The organism is Sorangium sp. So ce375 (assembly GCF_051473855.1).
Lineage (GTDB): Bacteria > Myxococcota_A > Polyangia > Polyangiales > Polyangiaceae > Sorangium.
Window position 1 is genome coordinate 5,742,712 of sequence record NZ_CP150335.1, and the last position, 19,438, is coordinate 5,762,149.

11 protein-coding genes are annotated in these 19,438 nt (G+C 68.4%); 8 read left to right on the top strand and 3 right to left on the bottom strand.

Annotated features, from left to right (window positions below):
• Window positions 1–80 precede the first annotated feature (80 nt).
• The 6 genes from WME90_RS21270 to WME90_RS21295 all read left to right on the top strand — a co-directional run bounded on the left by WME90_RS21270 (window position 81) and on the right by WME90_RS21295 (window position 9,804).
• Entirely contained in the window at window positions 81–5,381 is a 5,301-nt protein-coding gene (locus WME90_RS21270) for a trifunctional serine/threonine-protein kinase/ATP-binding protein/sensor histidine kinase (protein WP_437282994.1), read from the top strand.
• Window positions 5,382–5,508: 127 nt separating this feature from the next.
• Entirely contained in the window at window positions 5,509–6,597 is a 1,089-nt protein-coding gene (locus WME90_RS21275; protein ID WP_437282995.1) for a patatin-like phospholipase family protein, read from the top strand.
• Between the two features lie 460 nt (window positions 6,598–7,057).
• Window positions 7,058–7,318 carry a hypothetical protein gene (locus tag WME90_RS21280; protein WP_437282996.1) on the top strand — a complete coding sequence of 87 codons (261 nt, stop codon included), beginning with the start codon at window positions 7,058–7,060 and terminating at the stop codon, window positions 7,316–7,318.
• A 4-nt stretch (window positions 7,319–7,322) separates the two neighbouring features.
• Window positions 7,323–7,583 (top strand): acyl carrier protein, encoded by a 261-nt coding sequence (locus WME90_RS21285; RefSeq protein ID WP_437282997.1) that lies wholly within the window; start codon window positions 7,323–7,325, stop codon window positions 7,581–7,583.
• Complete coding sequence (locus WME90_RS21290) at window positions 7,580–8,737, top strand: acyl-CoA dehydrogenase family protein (protein WP_437282998.1); 1,158 nt, start codon at window positions 7,580–7,582, stop codon at window positions 8,735–8,737. Before WME90_RS21285 ends, WME90_RS21290 begins: the two co-directional genes overlap by 4 nt.
• 5 nt (window positions 8,738–8,742) lie before the next feature.
• Window positions 8,743–9,804 carry an HAD-IIIC family phosphatase gene (locus tag WME90_RS21295; RefSeq protein WP_437282999.1) on the top strand — a complete coding sequence of 354 codons (1,062 nt, stop codon included), beginning with the start codon at window positions 8,743–8,745 and terminating at the stop codon, window positions 9,802–9,804.
• A gap of 39 nt (window positions 9,805–9,843) precedes the next feature.
• On the opposite strand, the gene WME90_RS21300 is transcribed toward WME90_RS21295, so the two are convergent.
• Genes WME90_RS21300 through WME90_RS21310 form a run of 3 tightly spaced genes read right to left on the bottom strand, consistent with a single transcriptional unit; the run spans window position 9,844 to window position 11,652 of the window.
• On the bottom strand, window positions 9,844–10,878 hold the full coding sequence (locus WME90_RS21300; protein WP_437283000.1) for a pyridoxal-phosphate dependent enzyme: 1,035 nt from the start codon (window positions 10,876–10,878) through the stop codon (window positions 9,844–9,846).
• Complete coding sequence (locus WME90_RS21305) at window positions 10,875–11,150, bottom strand: hypothetical protein (protein WP_437283001.1); 276 nt, start codon at window positions 11,148–11,150, stop codon at window positions 10,875–10,877. Before WME90_RS21305 ends, WME90_RS21300 begins: the two co-directional genes overlap by 4 nt.
• A 22-nt stretch (window positions 11,151–11,172) precedes the next feature.
• Window positions 11,173–11,652, bottom strand: coding sequence for a putative quinol monooxygenase (locus WME90_RS21310; protein WP_437283002.1), 480 nt, complete (start codon window positions 11,650–11,652; stop codon window positions 11,173–11,175).
• 302 nt (window positions 11,653–11,954) lie between these two features.
• Between WME90_RS21310 and WME90_RS21315 the strand changes: the two genes are divergently transcribed.
• Together WME90_RS21315 and WME90_RS21320 are read left to right on the top strand one after the other, a co-directional pair.
• Window positions 11,955–13,007 carry a phytanoyl-CoA dioxygenase family protein gene (locus WME90_RS21315; RefSeq protein WP_437283003.1) on the top strand — a complete coding sequence of 351 codons (1,053 nt, stop codon included), beginning with the start codon at window positions 11,955–11,957 and terminating at the stop codon, window positions 13,005–13,007.
• Window positions 13,008–13,117: 110 nt separating this feature from the next.
• A complete protein-coding gene (locus WME90_RS21320) occupies window positions 13,118–19,435 on the top strand; it encodes an SDR family NAD(P)-dependent oxidoreductase (RefSeq protein ID WP_437283004.1) in 6,318 nt (2,105 codons plus the stop codon).
• Window positions 19,436–19,438 lie beyond the last annotated feature (3 nt).

Here is a 19,438-nt window from a genome sequence, read left to right on the forward strand (position 1 = left end):
GCCACGCCGCCGGCGGCCGTGCTCCATGTTGGAGGCGCACGGCGCCTGCGGTAGGATGGTGTGCTTACCGAGGAGACGGCATGTATTCTATCGCGGGCTTCACCATCACGGAGAACCTGGCCGCGGACGGGACCACGGTTCTCTCTCGGGCCCAGCGGGACGGCCAATCGTTCCTGATCCGCACCTTCGCGAAGGAATACCCGAGACCCGAGGAGACGGCGCGGCTCCGCTACGGTTACGACCTTTGCTCGCGGCTCGACGCGCCTGGCGTGGCCAGGGTGCTCGGCCTGGAGCGGCACGGCCGAAGCCTGGTCCTGGTCATGGAGGACTCCGGGGGAGAGCCGCTCTCCGCGCTTCTTTCCCGGGGAACCCTCGACCTCCTCGACGCGCTCGGCATCGCGGCCGGCATCTCCCGCGCGCTCGGCGAGCTGCACCGCCGCCGGATCATCCACCAGAGCATCGAGCCCGCGCACATCCTCTGCAACCCGAGCACCGGCGAGGTCAAGCTCACTCATTTCGACATCGCCTCCCGGCTCAGCCGCGAGACGCCGGCGCTGACCGGCGTGAACCACCTCAAGGGCACGCTCGCCTATCTCTCTCCCGAGCAGACCGGCCGTATGAACCGGGCGATCGACTATCGCACCGACTTCTATTCGCTCGGCGTCGTCCTCTACGAGATGCTCGCCGGCCGCCTGCCCTTCGAGTCCTCCGACCCGATGACGCTCGTCCACGCGCACATCGCCGTCAAACCGGACCAGCCGCACGCGCTCAAGGCGACCATCCCGGCCGCGGTGTCGACCATCGTGCTCAAGCTCCTCGCCAAGCGGGCCGAGGATCGCTACCAGAGCGCCTACGGCGTCACCGAAGATCTCGAGGAGTGCGCGAAGCGCTTGCGCGCCGGGATCTCCCTCGATGACTTTACGCCCGGGCGCCACGACGTCTCCGCCACGTTCCGCATCCCACAGAGCCTGTACGGCCGCGAGGCCGAGAAGGAAGTGCTGCTCCACGCCTTCGAGCGCGTCAGCCGAGGCACCGCCGAGATCGTCCTCGTCGGCGGCTACTCCGGCGTCGGCAAATCGGCCCTGGTCAACGAGATCCAGCGGCCGGTCGTGGAGCGGCGCGGCTATTATGCGGTGGGCAAGTTCGATCAGTACCGGCACGCGCCCTACAGCGCGATCATCAGCGCCTTCCGCGAGCTCATCCGCCAGATCCTCGGCGAGAGCGAGGGCGCCGTGGCCGCCTGGCGGGAGCGGTTCCAGGAGGCGCTCGGCTCGAGCGGCCGCGTGGTCACCGACGTTATCCCCGAGGTCGAGCTCATCGTCGGCCCGCAGCCCCCGGTGCCGGCGCTGGACGCGCTGGAGGCGCAGACCCGGTTCACGCTGGTCTTCCAGCAGTTCGTGGGGGTCGTCGCGCGCAGGGAGCACCCGCTCGCGATCTTCCTCGACGATCTCCAGTGGGCCGATTCGGCCTCGCTCGGTCTTCTCGGGCGGCTGCTCTGCGACCGGGCCAGCGGTCACCTGCTCTTCATCGGCGCCTTTCGCGACAACGAGCTTCACGAGGGGCACCCGCTGGCGCAGACGATCGCCGAGCTCCAGCGGAAAGGCGCCGCGCTCCAGGAGATCACGCTCCGGCCGCTCGGGCAGGCGCACGTGCAGCAGCTGATCACCGATACGCTGGGCGGCAGCAGCGAAGCGGAGCTGGAGGAGCTCTCGGCGCTCGTCTTTCAGAAGACGAAGGGCAACCCCTTCTTCGTAAGCCAGTTCCTTGTGTCGCTCCACGAGCGCGAGCTCTTGACCTTCGACACCGAGAAGGGGCGGTGGCGCTGGAGCATTGCGCGCATCTCGGAGGAGGGGATCACCGACAACGTGGCGAGCCTGATGGCCGAGCGCATCCGGGCCCTGCCAGGCCCGACGCAGCACGCGATCACGCTGGCGGCGTGCATCGGCAGCACCTTCGATCTGGAGATGCTCTCCGTGCTCAGCGAGCGTGCTGCCCAAGAGATCTGGGCGGACCTCTGGGATGCGCTGACCGAGGGTGTGCTGGTGCCGGTCGGCGAGGGATACCGGTATGTCCCCGCGAGCCGCGACAGCAGCCCTCCGAGCTCCTCATCGATGCAGGACAACGCGGCGTGTTATGCTTTCTTGCACGACCGCGTCCGGGAGGCGGCGTACGCGCTCATCGAGCCCGACGCGCGCAAGGCGGTGCACCTGCGCGTCGGACGCCTTCTCCTCGCCAGCACGCCGAAAGAGAAGATCGAGGGCCGGATCTTCGCCATCGTGGATCACCTCGACCTCGCCGCCGACCAGATCGGCGACCGCGGCGAGCGGACCGCGCTCGGCCGCCTCAACCTGATCGCCGCCGCGCGCGCCAAGGCTTCTGCGGCCTACGCCTCGGCGCTCCAGTACCTCGAAGCGGGCATCGGTCTGCTGCCCGAGGATGCCTGGGAGAGCGAGCACGAGCTGGCCTTCCAGCTCCACCGCGAACACGCCGAGTGCAATTACCTGCTCGGCCGCTTCGACGCCGCGGCCTCTGCCTTCGCTCGGACCCTGAGCCACGCGCGCTCCACCATCGAGAAGGCCGACATCCAGGCCCTCGAGGCGGCGCTCCAGATCAGCCGCGGCAATTACGAAAGGGGAGCCGAGCTGATAGCCGAGGCCCTGCGTCTTTTCGGGATCGACGTCCCGCGGGATCACCTGGAGGCTGCGTGCGGCGCCGAGATGGGGCGCCTCCAGCAGGCCCTGGCCGCGGCGCTCGCGGATCGACCCGTCCGCGGCCTCATCGACCTGGAGGAGGCGCGGTCCCCCGAGGACCGCTTCCTCATCCAGCTCCTCTCGAAGGCGGCCCGCTTCTCCGGCGACAACCCGCTCCGGAACTCGCTCATGGCGATGACCCTTGTGCGGTACTCGCTCCAGCACGGCAACGCGCCGGGCTCCTCCATCGGCTACGTCTGCTACGCGTTCGCGCTCAACGCGATGATGGGCGACGGCACGTCCGCCTACGAGTTCGGGAAGGTGGCCCTCGCCCTGAGCGAGCGCCTCGACGACGCGAGCACGCAGGCGACCGTGTGCAACTTCTTCGGCGGCTTCGTCAACCCGTGGCGCAAGCACATGCGCGAGGGTGCGCCCTACCTGGAGCGGGCGCACCTCGGCGGCATGGAGTCGGGGGCGCTGCTCTACGCCGGCTACGCCGCCCTCCACGCCCTCGATCAGAGCATGCTCCGCGGCGAGAACCTCCTCCGCGTGTACGAGCGCGCCTCCAGGCTCGTGGAGCTCGAGCGGCGCTTCAACCTGATGGAGATCGTGCTCGTGCTGAGCGATTTCCGGCGCTGCGCGTCGCTCCTCGCGAAGGGCTCGGCGCCCGAGGACGCCGAGGACGGGCTCGGCGCGCCCCACCCGATCGAGAGGGCCTCCAGCACGGAGGCCAGCTCCCTCCTGCTCGAGATACAGGTGGCCTATTTCCGCGGCGACATGGCCGGCGCGCTCGAGCTCGGCGCGCGCATCGAGCCGCTGATAGCGGCGATGGCTGGCAATGTGCACCAGCTCCCGTTCAGCCTCTATTACCCGCTCGCGGCCACGGCGCGCTGGGAGGCGGCCGCGCCCGAGGAGCGCGCGCGTTATCGAGAGATCATCGACACCCACGCGGAGAAGCTCCGGCGTTGGGCGGCGACCTGCCCCGAGAATTTCGAGCACCACCACCTGCTGGTCCTCGCCGAGGCGGCGCGCATCAGCGGCAAGGACGAGGAGGCAGAGGCGCTCTATGACCGAGCCATCGAGTCGGCCACCGAGCACGATTTCACCCACATCCAGGCGCTCGCCAACGAGCTCGCTGGCCGCTTCTACCTCGCGCGCCGCCGCCGCAAGGTGGCCCGCGCTTACCTCGAGGACGCGCGCTACGCCTATGTCCGCTGGGGCGCCGCCCCCAAGGTCGCCGCGCTCGATATTGAGTTCCGCGACCTCCTGCCTCACGGCGCCGGGGCCGGCGAGGACGAGGGCATCGCCCGGCTCGATGTGCTCGCTGTCATGAAGGCCTCGCAGGCCATCTCCGGCGAGATCGTGCTGGGCGACCTGCTCCATACGCTCATGCGCACCCTCCTGGAGAGCGCCGGCGCCCAGCGGGGTTTCCTGATCCTCACCGGCGATCCCCCCCTCGTCGTGGAGACCGCCGGCGAGGGCGCGCCCGTGCTTGTGCATCAGGGACGCGACGAGGTGATCAAGGATCAGCTGGCCACGGCCGTGGTCCGGTACGTGGAGCGCACCGGGGAGACGGTGGTGCTCGGGAACGCGACGCGATCGAGCCAGTTCCAGACCGATCCGTACATCGCGCGCGCCCGCCCGCTCTCCATCCTGTGCACGCCGATCATGCGGCAGAAGGCCCGTGTCGGGCTGCTCTATCTGGAGAACAACCTGGTCGCGGACGCGTTCACGCCCGAGCGCTGCAAGGTGCTCGAGCTGCTCTCGGCGCAGGCGGCGATCTCGCTGGAGAACGCGCGCCTCTACGACACGCTCGACACGCGCGTGAAGGAGCGGACCCGGGAGCTGCGCGAGAGCAATGACGGGCTGTCGCTCGCGCTCAAGCGGCTGCGCGACACCCAGGCGCAGCTGATCAGCCAGGAGAAGCTCGCCTCGCTGGGCGCCCTGACCGCCGGGATCGCGCACGAGCTCAAGAATCCGCTCAACTTCATCACCAACTTCGCCGCTCTTTCACGGGGGCTGGCCGACGAGATCGAGCAGCTCGTGCGCGCGCCGGGGAGCGCTATCGATCCGGAGCTGGACGAGGTGCTCGGGCTGCTCCGGCAGAACGTCGGCAAGATCCACGACCACGGCAGGCGCGCGGACAACATCATCAACGGCATGCTCCTCCACGCGCGCGGATCCAGCGCTTCGCTCGAGCAGGTGGATATCAACAGCCTGGTGTCCGAGAGCGTGAACCTCGCGTACCACGGGCTGCGAGGCAAGGAGGCGGGGTTTGAAGTCCAGTTCGAAGCCGAGCACGCGCCCGAGGTCGGCGCGGTGGAGGCGGTGGCGTCGGACCTGAGCCGGGTGTTCCTCAACATCATCGACAACGCCTGTGCCTCCATGCGGGACAAGGCGCGAAAGGACGGACCGGGCTACGTGCCCAGGGTGCGTATCCGCACCAGCTTGCAGCGCGACCGAGTGGAGGTCCGCATCCACGACAACGGCCACGGGATCCAGCCCGGCATCGTGGGCAAGATCTTCGACCCTTTCTTCACGACGAAGCCGCCGGGCAGCGGCACGGGTCTTGGGCTCTCGATCAGCTATGACATCGTCAAAGCGCACCGGGGCGAGCTGCGGGTCGAGACCGTGGCCGGCGAGTTCGCCGAGTTCATCGTTGTCCTTCCCCGGCGCCAGATCGCCGCCTGAACGGGCCTGGGCGCGCTTGCCTCGAGCGAGCGCGCCCGCGTATGCTCTCGCGGACCGCTTGGCGGGGCACGTCGGCCGCGCGGAGGCCGAGCAGAGGCGGAGGCCGAGCGGAGACGGAGCGATGGCCATGCAGGAAGCGACAGAGCTGAAGATCCTCTCCCTGGATGGCGCGGTCAGTGCAGCGCTCCAGGTGCGCATGCTCTATCACATCGAAGAGGCGTGGCCGGGCTTCCTCGCGAGCATCGACATGTTCGCGGGCGCGTCCGACAGCGCGGTGATGGCGCTGTACCTGGCCCAGAACGTCTCGGACAGCCATCGGTCCAACCTCGAGGTAGTGAAGCGATGCATCCAGTTCTCCAATGACCTCATCGCCGGCCTCAGCCCCCGGCCGTTCCACATCGCGCGCTTCCTGACAGGTTTCTGGCCGCTGCGATCGGGCAGGAAGCTCCGGAGCACGCTCACCGAGTATTTCGGCGAGAACGCCCGGTTCGGGGACCTTCGCCGCAAGGCGCTGGTGATCAGCATCGACGTGACCGGGCGCAGGCCGAAGACGTTCCGCAACTTCGGCTATGACGCCCGCGACAACCGCGACCGCTCGCTTGTCGACGTCGCCTACGCGAGCTGCTCTTTCCCCGTCTACCTGCCGGTCGGCTCGGGAGACAACGGCGGGCAGCACCTCTACATCGACGGCAGCCTCATCGCCAACAACCCGACCATGATCGTCATCACCAACGCCATATCGATGCTGGCCGGCGAGGGTGAGAGCGGCTGGAGCTGGTCCAACATGCCCTCGAAGTCCGAGGAGCTGCGCAAGCTCCAGGTCCTCTCCCTGGGCGCGGTCCAAGATTGCCCGCCCCATCGCAGCGGCGACGGTCCCCTCCACTGGGGTTACTGGCGCTGGCTCCTGACGCCCGGGATCAACCTTGTGGCGCTGCTCTTTTACGGCCTGTTTCTCGGCTCGTCCGAGGAGATCCACAACCAGGCGCTGCACCTGCTCGGGAGCGCTCGTTATGGCCGCTACCAGCCGGTGGTGCCTTACCTCGACATCGCCAGGACCCTGCTTCTCAATCGGGGGGCGCGGTTACCGGAGCTTCTTGACGCTCTCGCCGCCCAGTGTGCCAAGGAGCCGAGTTTCCAGGACCTCATCAACAGGTGGATGAAGGGCTGGGGTGTATCGCCCGCCGTAGGGCACGCCGCTGCGGCGCCCCCGGGGTGAGGCGATGGGGCCGGTCGCCTGACGAGCACCGTCACGCGCTCGACCCCTTCAGAGGCTGCTTTCCTGTGCGCTGCCGGGCGAGCGCGATCTCTCCATCTGGGCCCGGATCAGGGCCTACGGGGCGCACCTCGCGGCGATGTCGCTGCGCCTCGACCGGTGGTACGCGGACGTCGCGCGCCGGCGGCAATCGCAACCAGACAAGTTGCGTCCCCAGCGGGATTTGAAACGTTGGGACAGACGGCGGCGCGGCCTTCGCCGCCTCATCTGGCCGACCTGCATGCGTTTTCGATGGGGTTCGTGGCGGCGTGGGGCCGGCAGCGATGGTCAGCGGCCGAGCGGCTCGGGCCCGCGTCGACCAGCGAGCCGGCAACGTGCAGGGACGAAAGGACATCGAAGACGATGTAGGTGGCATTGTGCGGCATTTCCAGGCGGAGCGGCCTCGTGGGTGAACCTGGTGCCGATGAAGCGCATGGTCGAGCTGATTGGTGGCCTTCATACCCCGAGCGAGACCATCGAGACGACGCGGGCAGCGCTCGGGGCGATGGTCAAGGAGCGCGTTGTCGTCGAGGATTCGCCCGGCTTCGTGTCGAACCAGGTCCTCCTGCCGACGATCAACGGCGCGGTGTTCCTGGACCAAGACAAGGCCGCATCGCGGACGGCGCTTCTATACCTACAGTCGAAACTCGCGGCGCCGAGGCGCGCGTCCCAGCTCGAGGAATGAAATCATGTCGGAGCCCAAAGAACTCGTGAGATCCTTCATCATGCGCAACTGCCGGTACCAGAGCCTCGCGGACGGAGACGACATTTTCGCCCTCGGCCTGGTCAGCTCGCTCTTCGCGATGCAGCTGGTGACGTTCGTGGAAGCCCAGTTCGAACTCAAGGTCGACAGCGAGGATCTCGACGTCGACAATTTCAGGACGGTGGCCGCGATCGCCGCGCTCGTCGCGCGCAAGAAGAGCGCTGCCGCTGGCGGGCAGGGCGCGTGAACGGCTCGATGGAGTCGACGATGGAGTGGACCGAGCAGCAGGCGCGATGCCGCGAGGAGATTCGCGCGTTCGTCGACGAGCACGTCCGATCGCACGCCGACGCGTGGGACCGGGCCGAGGCCATGCCGTGCGCAGTGATCGAGGCGCTCGCGGCGCGTGGGTACCTCGGCTCGCTCGCGCCGCCGGAGGCAGGGGGGCGCGGCGACGACGCGCTCGCCTTTGGCGTGCTCAACGACGAGCTCGGGCGCGGCTGCTCGTCGCTCCGCAGCCTGCTCACGGTTCACTCGATGGTCGTCCACGCGGTCGGCCGCTGGGGCAGCCGCGCGCAGCGGGAGCGCTGGCTGCCGCGGCTCGCCTCGGGCGCGACGCTCGGCGCGTTCTGCCTGAGCGAGCCCGCCGCGGGCAGCGACGCCTCCAGCATCGAGACGACCGCCGTCGAGCGCGGCGACGCCTACGTGCTCGACGGGCGCAAGCGCTGGGTGACCTTCGGGGAGATCGCCGACCTCTTCATGGTCTTTGCCCGCTCGAACGGCGCGCCCCTAGCCCTGCTCGTCGAGGCCGACCGCGCCGGCCTCACGCAGCGGCCTATCCGTGGGATGCTCGGCACCCGCGCTTCCATGCTCGCAGAAATCCATTTGTCGGGCTGCGAGGTGCCGAAGGAAAATCTCCTCGCGAAGCCGGGCTTCGGCGTCTCGCACGTCGCGCAATCGGCGCTCGATTGGGGTCGCTACAGCGTCGCCTGGGGGTGCGTCGGCATCGCGGAGGCATGCCTTTCGGCCTCGCTGCGTTATGCCGACGAGCGCCGCCAATTCGGCGCCCCGCTGCGCGATCACCAGCTCATCCGCCGGATGATCTCCGATATGCTGGTCGGGACCAGGGCGGCGGCGCTGCTCTGCTGGAACGCTGGCCGCATGAAGGATCGGCGCGATCCGCGGGCGCTCATGGAGACGTCCATGGCGAAATACTTCGCCTCGCAGGCGGCCGCGCGCGCGGCCAGCGACACGGTCCAGATTCACGGCGCCAACGGCTGCAGCGCCGATTTCCCCGTCGCGCGACTGCTGCGCGACACGAAGGTCATGGAGATCATCGAGGGCAGCAGTCAGATTCATCAAATTGCGCTCACCGATCATGCGTATCAATCGGATGGTGCATGACCGCCATGGATGAAGAAAGAGCGAAGACGATCAAGTGCGTGGTGTGGGATCTCGACAACACCCTGTGGCGTGGGGTGCTGCTCGAGGACGAGAACGTCGCGCTCAGGCCGAACATCAAGGACATCGTGCTGACGCTCGACCGCCGGGGCATTCTGCAGTCCGTCGCCAGCAAGAACGTGCCCGAGGCGGCGATGCGCAAGCTCGAAGAGCTCGGGCTAGAGCAGTATTTTCTCCACCCGCAGCTCAACTGGAGCTCGAAGGTCCAGTCTATCGAGCTGATCGCCGAGGCGCTCAACATCGGGATCGACACCATCGGCTTCATCGACGACGACCCGTACGAGCGCAGCGAGGTCTCCTTCTCGCTCCCCGCCGTGCGCTGCTTCGACGCGGCCGACATCGACGGCCTGCTCGACATGCCGGCCATGAACCCGCGCTTCATCACCGAGGACTCGGCGCGACGGCGCCTCATGTACCTGAGCGACGTGAAGCGCCAGCAAGTCGAGGAGAGCTTCGCAGGCCCGAAGGAGGAGTTCCTCGCCACGCTCGGCATGGTCTTCACCATCGCCCGCGCCCGCGAGGAGGATCTGCGCCGCGCCGAGGAGCTGACGCTCAGGACCAACCAGCTCAACACAACCGGTATCACCTATTCGTACGATCAGCTCCGCGAGCTCATGGACTCCGATCGGCACGAGCTGCTGATCGCGAGCCTGACCGACGGCTACGGCGACTACGGAAAGATTGGGCTCACGCTCGTCCAGCGCGACCCCGGCGTCTGGACCATCCAGCTCCTGCTCATGTCGTGCCGGGTCATGTCGAGGGGCTGCGGGTCGCTCCTGCTGAACTACGTCATGGCCGAAGCCAAGCACGCCGGCGTGAAGCTCCGCTCCGAATTCGTCGAAACCGACCGAAATCGGATGATGTTTGTGACGTACCGCTTCGCTGGCTTCCGCGAGGTCGAGCGAGACAGCCGACGAATTTGCCTCGAGAGCGATCTCGAACGGATCCTGGAGCCGCCCCACTACATGCGCATCATCACCCCCGAGAGCGGCGAGGCCTGCGCTCCGTGACCACAGACAGCGTGGGCGCCGAGGATCAGGATGCCACGATCACTCATCGAACTCCTCCATGCGCTTCTCCAGATCAGCACAGTGTACCGCGAGCCACTGCCTGTTGAATATCGTGTCGAGATACCGCTCCCCTCGGTCGGGGAGGATCATGGCCACGCTGGCGCCTACGCGTACGCGACGAGCGAGGCGCAGCGCTGACACAATGACCCCACCCGAAGAGCCGCCGACCAGGATCGCCTCGCGCTGGGCGAGCAGGTGCGCGCCGGTCACGCAGTCTTGCGTGCTGACATAGTCGATGAGCAGCGAATCAACGCTTGCAAGCCGAGCCTTGCTCGCCGAGCCGAGCCCCGGGATCGAGCGTCCGGGCGCCGGCGGACCAAACAGCGCGCTACCTTCGGCGTCCACCGCGATGATCTGCGTGTGCGCGCAGATCCCCGTGAGGAATTTTTGAAATCCGCCCAGCGTCCCGCAGGTGCTGGTCGCGACCAGCACGTAATCTGGCGGGCGCCCGAGCGACGCGACCAGCTCTGGCGCGGTGCTGCTGCAATGCGAATCGACGTTGGCCTGATTTTCGTACTGATTGGGCCAAAACGCGCCTGGGTTCTGGGCGAGCAGCTGCGCGACCCTGAACTTTCGGGCGTCGAGGAACTCGCCCGTCTCGGGGTGCGGCTCCTGGATCAGCTCGACCTCGGCGCCGAGCGCCTCCAGAATCCTGATGTTGCTGATCGTGGTCTTGATGTCGATCACGCAGATGAAGCGAAGCCGGAAAAACCTGGCCGCCTGGGCCAGCCCGATCCCCATGTTTCCAGAGGAAGACTCGATGATCAGCCCGCCAGGCTTGATGCGGCCTTCGGCCAGCGCGCTGGTCAACATCGCGAGGGCCGGGCGGTCCTTCAAGCTGCCGCCGGGGTTCAGAAACTCGAGCTTGGCGTAGAGCTTCGCGCGCTGGCCTTTGCCGATCTGCTCGAGCTGGATCGTGGGCGTGTTCCCGATCGTCGCCAGCACGCCCACAGGTACATTGGCGATGTATGGCTCCGGATCTCTCGTCAGCGAGGTCCCGTTGTGATCCATCATTGCGACCGAACCTCGAGCAAGGGTTTGCCGGCGAGCCCGGACGGGTGACGCGTGCTCAGCCACAAGGCCAGCGTGGCGGCGATGTTCTCCGTGGCCACCTCGCGGCGGATGCGCTGCTTCGGCGCGCCCGCTCCCGCGAGCGCGATCCGGACATAAGCGTCGTGCGCCCAGGGGAAGTTATGCTGCAGCAGCGCCCGGTCGGCTCGTGCGCCCTCGTCTGCCGCGGCGTTTCCGCAGGACTGCGGAGCGCTGCGTCCGGAATCGACGGTCACGCCGCCTCCGAGCCCTCCACCATCAAGGAATCGCATCCTCGTCTCGGGGGGGTGAGTCGGCCGCGGATCGGGCGGCGTTGCCCTTGTAGACATGGCGCTCCTTCGACACGCTGAGCGCCCACGGCTGTCGCGACATCACCCAGCGCGGATCGATCCAGGTCACCGTCGGCCGGGGATGACCTTGCCAGGGCGTCTCGAAGCGATGACGGTGACGATCGAGGAATACCCGAAAGCTGCCGCGGAGATGGGCCGCGAACGCCTCAGCATCAGCGTAGACTTCGATGAAGACCAGCTCGTTAGCGAGAGGAGGTTGCGGGGCGAGATCGACCACTTCGTAGTCCGGCGGAGGCCCGATGGGCGGCCAAGCACCAGGCGTGCCAACCGAGAAGAGGAGCGTGCCCGGTTCGTTCTGCTCGACCTCCTTACAGAGGCCTTCCAGTGCTTGGCTGAGTTCGTCCGGACACCCGTCGCGGAGCTTCCAATGTGCAACCAGAGCGATCATGGTTCCCTCACAGAGCTATTGACGGTCTAGTACGGTGCTCTGAAGTTGGTAGTGGTTGGTAGAAACGCATCCAGAGGCAGTTGCACTCGGGGCGGTTCGACGCGGACGCTGGGATGTAGTGCGTATGTTCCACCTAGAAAGAGCTAGGGAACAGCCTCGACCCGAAGCGGCGAGCGCGCAGCGCCAGAAGCTCTCCATTGCGAACCTATGGACCGGTGTATGGCAATGCTAATTAGATAGAATCGCAGTTTTCTGCGGAATGTCGCTCACGCTGATATCGCCGGCAGTCCTGGTATCGCAGCATGGCAATCCAGGAAGAGGGGCACATCATGGAGATCCGTAGTCCAGAGCCTTACACGTTCCAGAGCTGGGTCGGCAAGGAGCGGATGCATCCCCCGCCGCAGTGGTACGGCTCGTCGCCTGCGCTCGTCGCCCAGCGGGGCCGCCCCTGGAACCAGGACCGGACCGACGTGCCGTGGCTCGATCGCGAGGACGCGAGCGAGCAGATCGACGCCCGGCTCACGCAGGGGCTGATCAGCGGGGACGAGGCGCGGCTGCTCCACCGGTGGGTCACGGACGGATACTTCGTCATCGAAGGAGCCCTCTCGGGCGCGGACGAGGTGGAGATGCTCGATCGGTGCCGGGCCGACATCGACTCCTTCTGGACGACCGATCAGGTCCTCGACGGCTTGCAGGTGATGAGCCTGCACATCCAAGGCCGATCCCCTGGACCTGTCGACCACGCCGAGCTCTTGAGCTGGCCGCTGAAGGAGCGGATCCGCCTGCGCGACAGCCAGATCTGGCGGGTCCACTACTACCACCCCCACAGCGAGGCAGCGCTCGCCGTCACCAAGGCGAACGCCATCCTCCGGATGACGCACCTCATCCTCGCCGACGGCCCGGTTCTGATCAACGCCATCGCGTTCAAGTGGGGCAGCCAGGTGACCCTCCACCAGGATCTGTGCTCGTACCACATTCACCCGGCCAACCGGCTCGTCGGCGTCTGGGTGGCGGCGGAGGACGTCGACCCCGACGCGGGCCCGCTCGCCGTCTACCCCGGCTCGCATCGCGTCCCGCTCTGGCCAGGTCACACCAACTATCCGCAGACCAACCTCCGCACGTGCCACCAGGAGACGCGCTACCAGGAGGCCGAGTACTTGAAGAAGGCTGTCGAGGGCAGGGAGTGGAAGCCGCTGGTGATCAAGAAGGGCGACGTCATCTTCCAGCACCCCTTGCAGATCCACGGCGGAGACAAGCTCCGCAAGCCCGGCAAGTCGCGCTTCTCGCTGGTGCTCCACTACTCGATTCCCGGCGGCGACAAGCTTCACGAGGTGGAGGGGCCGTTCAACTGGTAGCCGCGACGCAGGAGAGCAACGCTGCAGTCTGGATCGACCTCGGCCCCTGGAACTCGCGTAGAATCGCTCGCTGAGTCGGCCGAGGATCGACCGCTGGGGGAGAAGATCGGATGTTGGAGGTACGGAAGCGGATAGGGGAGCTGGTGCGCGCCGAGCTGGCCGCGGCCCTCGGCGTGCCAGCCGAAACCCTCGATCCCGACGCGAGCTTTCACCGCCACGGGCTCGACTCGCTGCGAGCCGTTCAGGTGGCGGCGGCGCTGTCGGAGAAGCTGGGCCGGCGGGTGTCTCCGACGTTGCTCTGGGAGCACAGCACCATGGTCGCGCTCGTGGCCTACCTCGCGTCGCCGGGGCGGGAGCCCGAGCCGACGCCGGTGGCGCGCGCGGTCGTCGACGAGCCGATCGCGGTCGTGGGCATGGCCTGTCGGCTCCCGGGCGCGGAGTCCCTCGACGCATTCTGGACGCTGCTGCGAGATCGCGTCAGCGCGGTCAGCGAGGTGCCGCGCGATCGCTGGACGGCCGAGGCCATCTACGCGGAGCTCGGCGATGCTCGCCCCGAAGGGAGCGAGCGGCTCCGCTGGGGCGCGTTCCTCGATCACATCGACGCCTTTGATACGCGGTTCTTCGGGATCTCCCCGCGCGAGGCGACGGATCTCGATCCCCAGCAGCGGCTGATGCTCGAGCTGGCCTGGGAGGCGGTCGAAGACGCCGGCATTCGAGCTTCGGACATTCGTGACAGTCGCACGGGGGTCTACTGCGGGTTGATCTGGTCCGACTACGACGCGCTCATCCATCAGCGAGGGCTCCGAGGTCAGACCACCTACACGGCTACCGGCAACCAGCGGAGCATCGTCGCCAATCGAATCTCCTACTTCCTCGGCGCCCGTGGCCCGAGCATGGCCATCGACTCGGCGTGCTCTTCGGGGCTGGTCGCGATCCACCTCGCCTGCGAGGGTCTGCGCAGCGGCGAGTCGACCCTCGCGCTCGCGGGCGCGGTCAACCTCAACATCCTGCCGGAGAGCGCGCTCGGGGTCGAGCGCTGCGGCGTCCTGTCGCCCGACGGACGCTGCTACACCTTTGACGCCCGCGCCAATGGCTATGTCCGCGGCGAAGGTGGTGTCGTGGTGGTGCTGCAACGGCTCTCGCAGGCGCTCGCCGAAGGGAACCGCATCTACTGCCTGGTCATGGGCAGCGCGGTCAACAACGACGGCGCCAGCAACGGGCTGACGGCACCCAACGCTCGCGCGCAGGCCGACGTGCTTCGCGAGGCCTGCCAGCGCGCGGGGCTCGATCCGAGCGAGGTCCAGTACGTCGAGGCCCACGGCACCGGCACGCCGCTCGGCGATCCGATCGAAGCCAGCGCCCTCGGCAAGGTCTACGGGAACGCGCCCGGCCGGCGGGAGCCGCTGCGGGTCGGCTCGGTGAAGACGAACGTGGGGCACCTCGAGGGCGCGGCTGGGCTCGTCGGGTTCGTGAAGACGGCGCTGTGCCTCCATCACGGCGAGCTCGTGCCCAGCCTGAACTACGAGTCACCGAACCCGCTCATCGACGTCGACGCGCTCGGCATTCGGGTCCAGACGCAGCGCGAGCCGTGGTCCGATCCGGCCGCGACTGCGGGCGTGAGTTCGTTCGGCATCGGTGGCACGAACAGCCACGCCCTGGTCCGTCGCTGGCGCCCGAGCGTGGTGTTCGTGTGCCCGGGCCAGGGCGCACAGTGGGTCGGTATGGGCGTTGCGTTGCTCGACGCGGAGCCGGCTTTTCGCGCCGTCATCGAGGCTTGCGACCGCCAGCTCCAAGCGATCGCGGGCTGGTCGTTGATCGACGAGCTGCGCGCGCCCGTCGAGCGATCCCGCCTCGACCGGATCGAGGTCAGCCTGCCCGCGATCATCGCGATCGACATCGCGCTTGCCGAGCTCTGGCGCTCGTGGGGGATCGAGCCTGGGGCGGTCGTCGGCCACAGTACGGGCGAGATCGCGGCCGCTTGCATCGCCGGCGTGCTCAGCCTCGAGCACGCAATGCAGGTCATTTGCGGCTACGGGAACGTCGTCGCGCGGCAACGAGGCCTCGGCGGCATGGGCATGATCGGGCTGCCCTGGGACGCCGCGGCCGAGGTGCTCCTCGGCTACGAGGGGCGCGTGTTCCGAGCCATCCGCGACAGCCGAACCAGCACGGTGCTCGCGGGCGAGCCGGTCGCCCTGAACGAGGTGCTCGAGGCCGCCGCCCGCCGGGGGATCTTCGCGCGACGCGTGAGCATCGACGTCAGCCCGCACTCCCCGCTCGTTGAATGGTTGCTCGGCGACCTGCGCGCGTCGTTCGAAGGCGTGGAGCCCAGGCGCGGGAGAGCGCCCTTCTACTCGGAGGTCACCGGAGGCAGGCTCGAGGATCTCGACGCCGGGCCCGAGCACTGGGTGCGCAACTTCGTCGAGCCGGCCGATTTCTCGGGCGCGGTGAACGCGCTGCTCGCCGAGGGACACAGCGTGTTCATCGAGGTGGGGCCCCACGCTCTCAACCGGCGCTCGCTCGAGACCGACATCCAGGCGCACAGCCGCTTCGGGCAGGTGCTGAGCTCCGTCCGGCGAGGCGAGGACGAGCTCGCGGTGCTGGCAGAGACGCGGGCGGCGCTCGACCGCCTCGGGCTCGTGCAACGGCGGGATGGTAAAGCCGCGCGCCGGCCTTCGCCAGTCGTGATCTCGGCCCGGAGCCCCGCCGCCTTGGCCGGGCAGACAGAGCGCTTGCTCGCGAGCCGGGCGCTCGCGGAGGAGCGGCTAGTCGATGTTGCCTACTCGCTGGCGACGCGCCGGAGTCACTTCGAGCATCGCCTGGCCGTGGTCGGTCGAGACGCCGACGAGGTTCGCGAGCGTCTCCGCACACGCGAGCTCAAGCCGAGCAGCTCCGCGCGCCTTGCCTTCTTGTTCACCGGGCAAGGCGCGCAGCGCGCGGACATGGCGCGGGGCCTGGCCGAGGCGTATCCCGTGGTTGGCGACGCGCTCGCCGAGGCCCTCGACCTCCTGGGGCAACCTGGGCTTCTGAAGCTCGCGGACCTCGAGCGCACGGGCCGCGCTCAGCCCGCGCTGTTTGCCGTCGGATACGCGCTCCATCGCCTGTGGGAGTCGTGGGGCGTCCGCCCCGACGTCGTGCTCGGCCACTCGCTCGGTGAGGTCACCGCGGCCTGCGTCGCGGGCGTGTTCTCGCTCCGCGACGCGTGCCGGCTTGTGCGCGCGCGGGCTAGCCTGATGGACGCGCTGCCCGAGGGCGGAGCGATGGTGTCGGTGGCGACCTCCTTCGAGCGGGTCGCGCCGCTCTTGACCGCAGGCGTGTCGGTGGCAGCCATCAATGGCCCGACCCAGGTCGTGCTCTCGGGGGATGAGGGCCGCGTGATGCAGGTCGTGGCTGCGCTCACGCAGCAGGGGGTCCCCTCGCAGCGGCTGCAGGTCTCGCACGCGTTCCACTCCGCGCGTATGGAGCCAATGCTCGACGACTTTCGAGCCGAGCTCGAGCAGCTTGAGTTTCGGCCCGCCACGATTCCCCTCGTGTCCAACGTCAGCGGTCGGCTCGCGGGGGCCGAGATCCTCACGCCCGACTACTGGCTCGCGCAGGTCCGTGAGCCGGTCCGCTTCATGGACGGCGTGGCCGCCCTCGGTCGCGTCGGAACCTTGCTCGAGCTCGGCCCACACCCCGTGCTCTGCGGGATGGCCAAAGGCTGTCTGCCCGCAGACGCCGGGCTGACCTTCGTGGCGTCGCTGCGGCGCGATCATGATGAGGTCGAGAGCGTATGGACGGCCGCATGCGCGCTCTTCGAGCAGGGGGTCGATATCGACTGGGAGTCGGTCTTTGCTGGCCAGGGGGCCCGCCGCGTCCAGATCCCGACCTACGCGTTCGACCGTCAGCGCTACTGGTTGCCCGAGCCCGAGGCGCGGCTTCACGGACGCGCGGGGGCCTACTCCCTTGCGGGTCTCGAGCGGGGCTTGCCTGACGGGGGGGCGCACCACGTGCTACGGCTGCGGCTCGGCGATCACCCAGGGCTGGCGGACCATCGCGTGTACGGGCAAGTCGTGGTCCCAGGCTCCTACTTTCTCGTGGTCGCCCTCTCGATCGCCGCCCAGCGCTGGCCCGGTCAGGCCATCCGCCTTGAGGATGTCCAGTTCATGCAGGCCGCGGTGCTCGACGATGAGGTCGATATCCACGTTCAGCTCACCCCTCAGGGCGACGGATTTCGCTTCACCATTTCAACGCAGCTCGTGAGTGAGGACAGCGCGCCAGCGGGCTGGATGTTGCATGCACAGGGGCTCCTGGGCACGTGGGGAGGAGCGCCGCCGCGACCGCCCGAGCTACCGCGCGAAGCCGTGCGCTCCGGGACCGAGGTGTTCGACGCCCTCGCGGCGGTCGGCGTGGCCTGGTCGGCCGGCTGGCGCTGGTTGACCGATCTGTGGGTGATCGGAGATACCGCCTTTGCGAGCCTCCAGCCGCCCGTGGGTCGAGGTTCGCGGGCGCTCGGTCCGGTCGACCCCGGTCTGCTCGACAACGGCTTCGGTCTGGCGGCCACGGCCTGGCGCGCCACGGACGAGGCGTGGCTGCCCATGGCGCTGCACCGGCTTGTCTGGCGTCCAGGTGCCCGAGCTCGCCACTGTCGGCATCATGTCCGCAATCGAGCCGAGAGCCAGATTTCGAGCGACCTCGTGTACTGGGGCGAAGATGGAGTTGTGATCGAGGTCGAAGGCTTCGCAACCCGCCGAGCTCCCCGCGGTGAATTCCTGGGCAGGCAGGAAGATCGATCCGCTCGCTGGATCTATGAGCTCGCCTGGACAGCGCGGCCGTCGCTCGGGGCCACTTCAATGCTCGCGGGTGAGTGGCTGGTCGTCGACGGCGGGGGCGAGCACCCCGCGCTGGAGCCGCTGGTGGAAGAGCTGCGCAAGGCCGTGTTGCGCACCACGCTGAGCCACCTCGGTCGTGAGCATGGCGTCGGTGACGGGTTCGCGGGTGTGGTCGTGGTCTGGGGTGCGGAGCCGACCCCGAACGGGCTTGAGCGGGTGGGCGAACAGGCGCTCGCGCTTCTCCAGACGCACGCGCGTGGCGGCGCGGACACCACGATGATCTGGGTGACCCAGCGCGCAATGGGTCCTGGTCGATGTGATGATCCGGGCGGGGCTGCGCTCTGGGGGCTCGCTCGCAGCTTCCGATCCGAGCACCCGGATCGGAGGCTCACGTGCGTGGATGTGGACGATTTCGTTGCGCTGGCGAGGCTGCCCGAGGCACTAGCCCGGGCGGCGGAGGAGCCCGAGCTAGCGATCCGCGGCGACAGCGTGCTCGTTCCTCGACTCGTCCCCGCGCCGAGGGGCTCGGGCCGTCCGCTGGCCTTCAGGGAGGGGACGGTGATCGTCACGGGCGGGCTCGGAGGGCTGGGCCAGCAGGTCGCTCGCTGGCTGGCCCAGCAGGGCGTACGACACCTGATGCTGGTGTCGAGGCGGGGGCACCAGACGCCAGGGGCTGCGAGCGTCGTGCGCGAGCTCGAGCGGATCGGCGCGCGCGTGACGCTGGTCGCGGCCGACATCTCGCGCGAGGCCGAGACGCTCGATCTGATCGCGAGGGTTCCCCACGAGCTGCCGCTGACGGGCATCGTCCATACCGCGGCGGTGCTCGACGACGGCATCGTCGTCGAGCAGGACGCCCAGCGATTCCGGCCGGTCATGGCGGCCAAGGCCAGGGGCGCGTGGAACCTCCATACGGCGACGCTGAACGAAAAGCTCGACTTCTTCGTGCTGTTCTCCTCGGCGGCGGGCGTGCTCGGTACCTCGGGCCAGGCCAACTACGCAGCGGCCAACGTGTTCCTCGACGCGCTCGCCCAGCACCGACGGGCGCGCGGCCTGCCTGCCCATAGCCTGGCCTGGGGGCCCTGGTCCGGCGTGGGCCTCGCCGCGGGCATGTCCGACTCGGCTTGGGAACGGATCGCGAGGCAGGGCATACACGCGCTCGCGGTCGAAGAGGGATTGGGCCTCCTGGCCGACGCCATGGGCCGCGACCAGGCGCTGCTGGTCCTGCTCCGAGTGGAGCTCGGCGCTCTCGAGCGCTCGCTCGCCGAAGGGGGCTCGGTCACGCCGCTGTGGCGCGATCTCGTCCAGGCCAAGGCCGCGATAGCAAAGGCTCCGAGCTCGTTTGGAGACCACCTCGACGCGCTCGCGCCCGAGGCGCGCCGGGACTCGATTCTGGCTCTCCTGCGCCAGATCACGGGGGATGTCCTCGGCATGCGCGGCGCGCCCATCCCTTCGGACGTGCCGCTTCAGGTGCTCGGGCTCGACTCGCTGATGGCGATCGAGATCCGTAACCGGATCGCGTCGCGGATGGGGGCCAAGCTACCGATGACCCTGCTGCTCGACTACCCTGTCCTCGACGGGTTGGCCCAGCACCTCCTGGAGCTCGTGCTGAAGCCGTCCTGAAGG

Coding starts and splice junctions, on each gene's coding strand:
- WME90_RS21310 (WP_437283002.1), bottom strand. CDS start 11,652: ATGATCGCTCTGGTTGCACATTGGAAGCTCCGCGACGGGTGTCCGGAC.
- WME90_RS21315 (WP_437283003.1), top strand. CDS start 11,955: ATGGCAATCCAGGAAGAGGGGCACATCATGGAGATCCGTAGTCCAGAG.
- WME90_RS21300 (WP_437283000.1), bottom strand. CDS start 10,878: ATGATGGATCACAACGGGACCTCGCTGACGAGAGATCCGGAGCCATAC.
- WME90_RS21280 (WP_437282996.1), top strand. CDS start 7,058: ATGAAGCGCATGGTCGAGCTGATTGGTGGCCTTCATACCCCGAGCGAG.
- WME90_RS21275 (WP_437282995.1), top strand. CDS start 5,509: ATGCAGGAAGCGACAGAGCTGAAGATCCTCTCCCTGGATGGCGCGGTC.
- WME90_RS21320 (WP_437283004.1), top strand. CDS start 13,118: ATGTTGGAGGTACGGAAGCGGATAGGGGAGCTGGTGCGCGCCGAGCTG.
- WME90_RS21270 (WP_437282994.1), top strand. CDS start 81: ATGTATTCTATCGCGGGCTTCACCATCACGGAGAACCTGGCCGCGGAC.
- WME90_RS21285 (WP_437282997.1), top strand. CDS start 7,323: ATGTCGGAGCCCAAAGAACTCGTGAGATCCTTCATCATGCGCAACTGC.
- WME90_RS21295 (WP_437282999.1), top strand. CDS start 8,743: ATGGATGAAGAAAGAGCGAAGACGATCAAGTGCGTGGTGTGGGATCTC.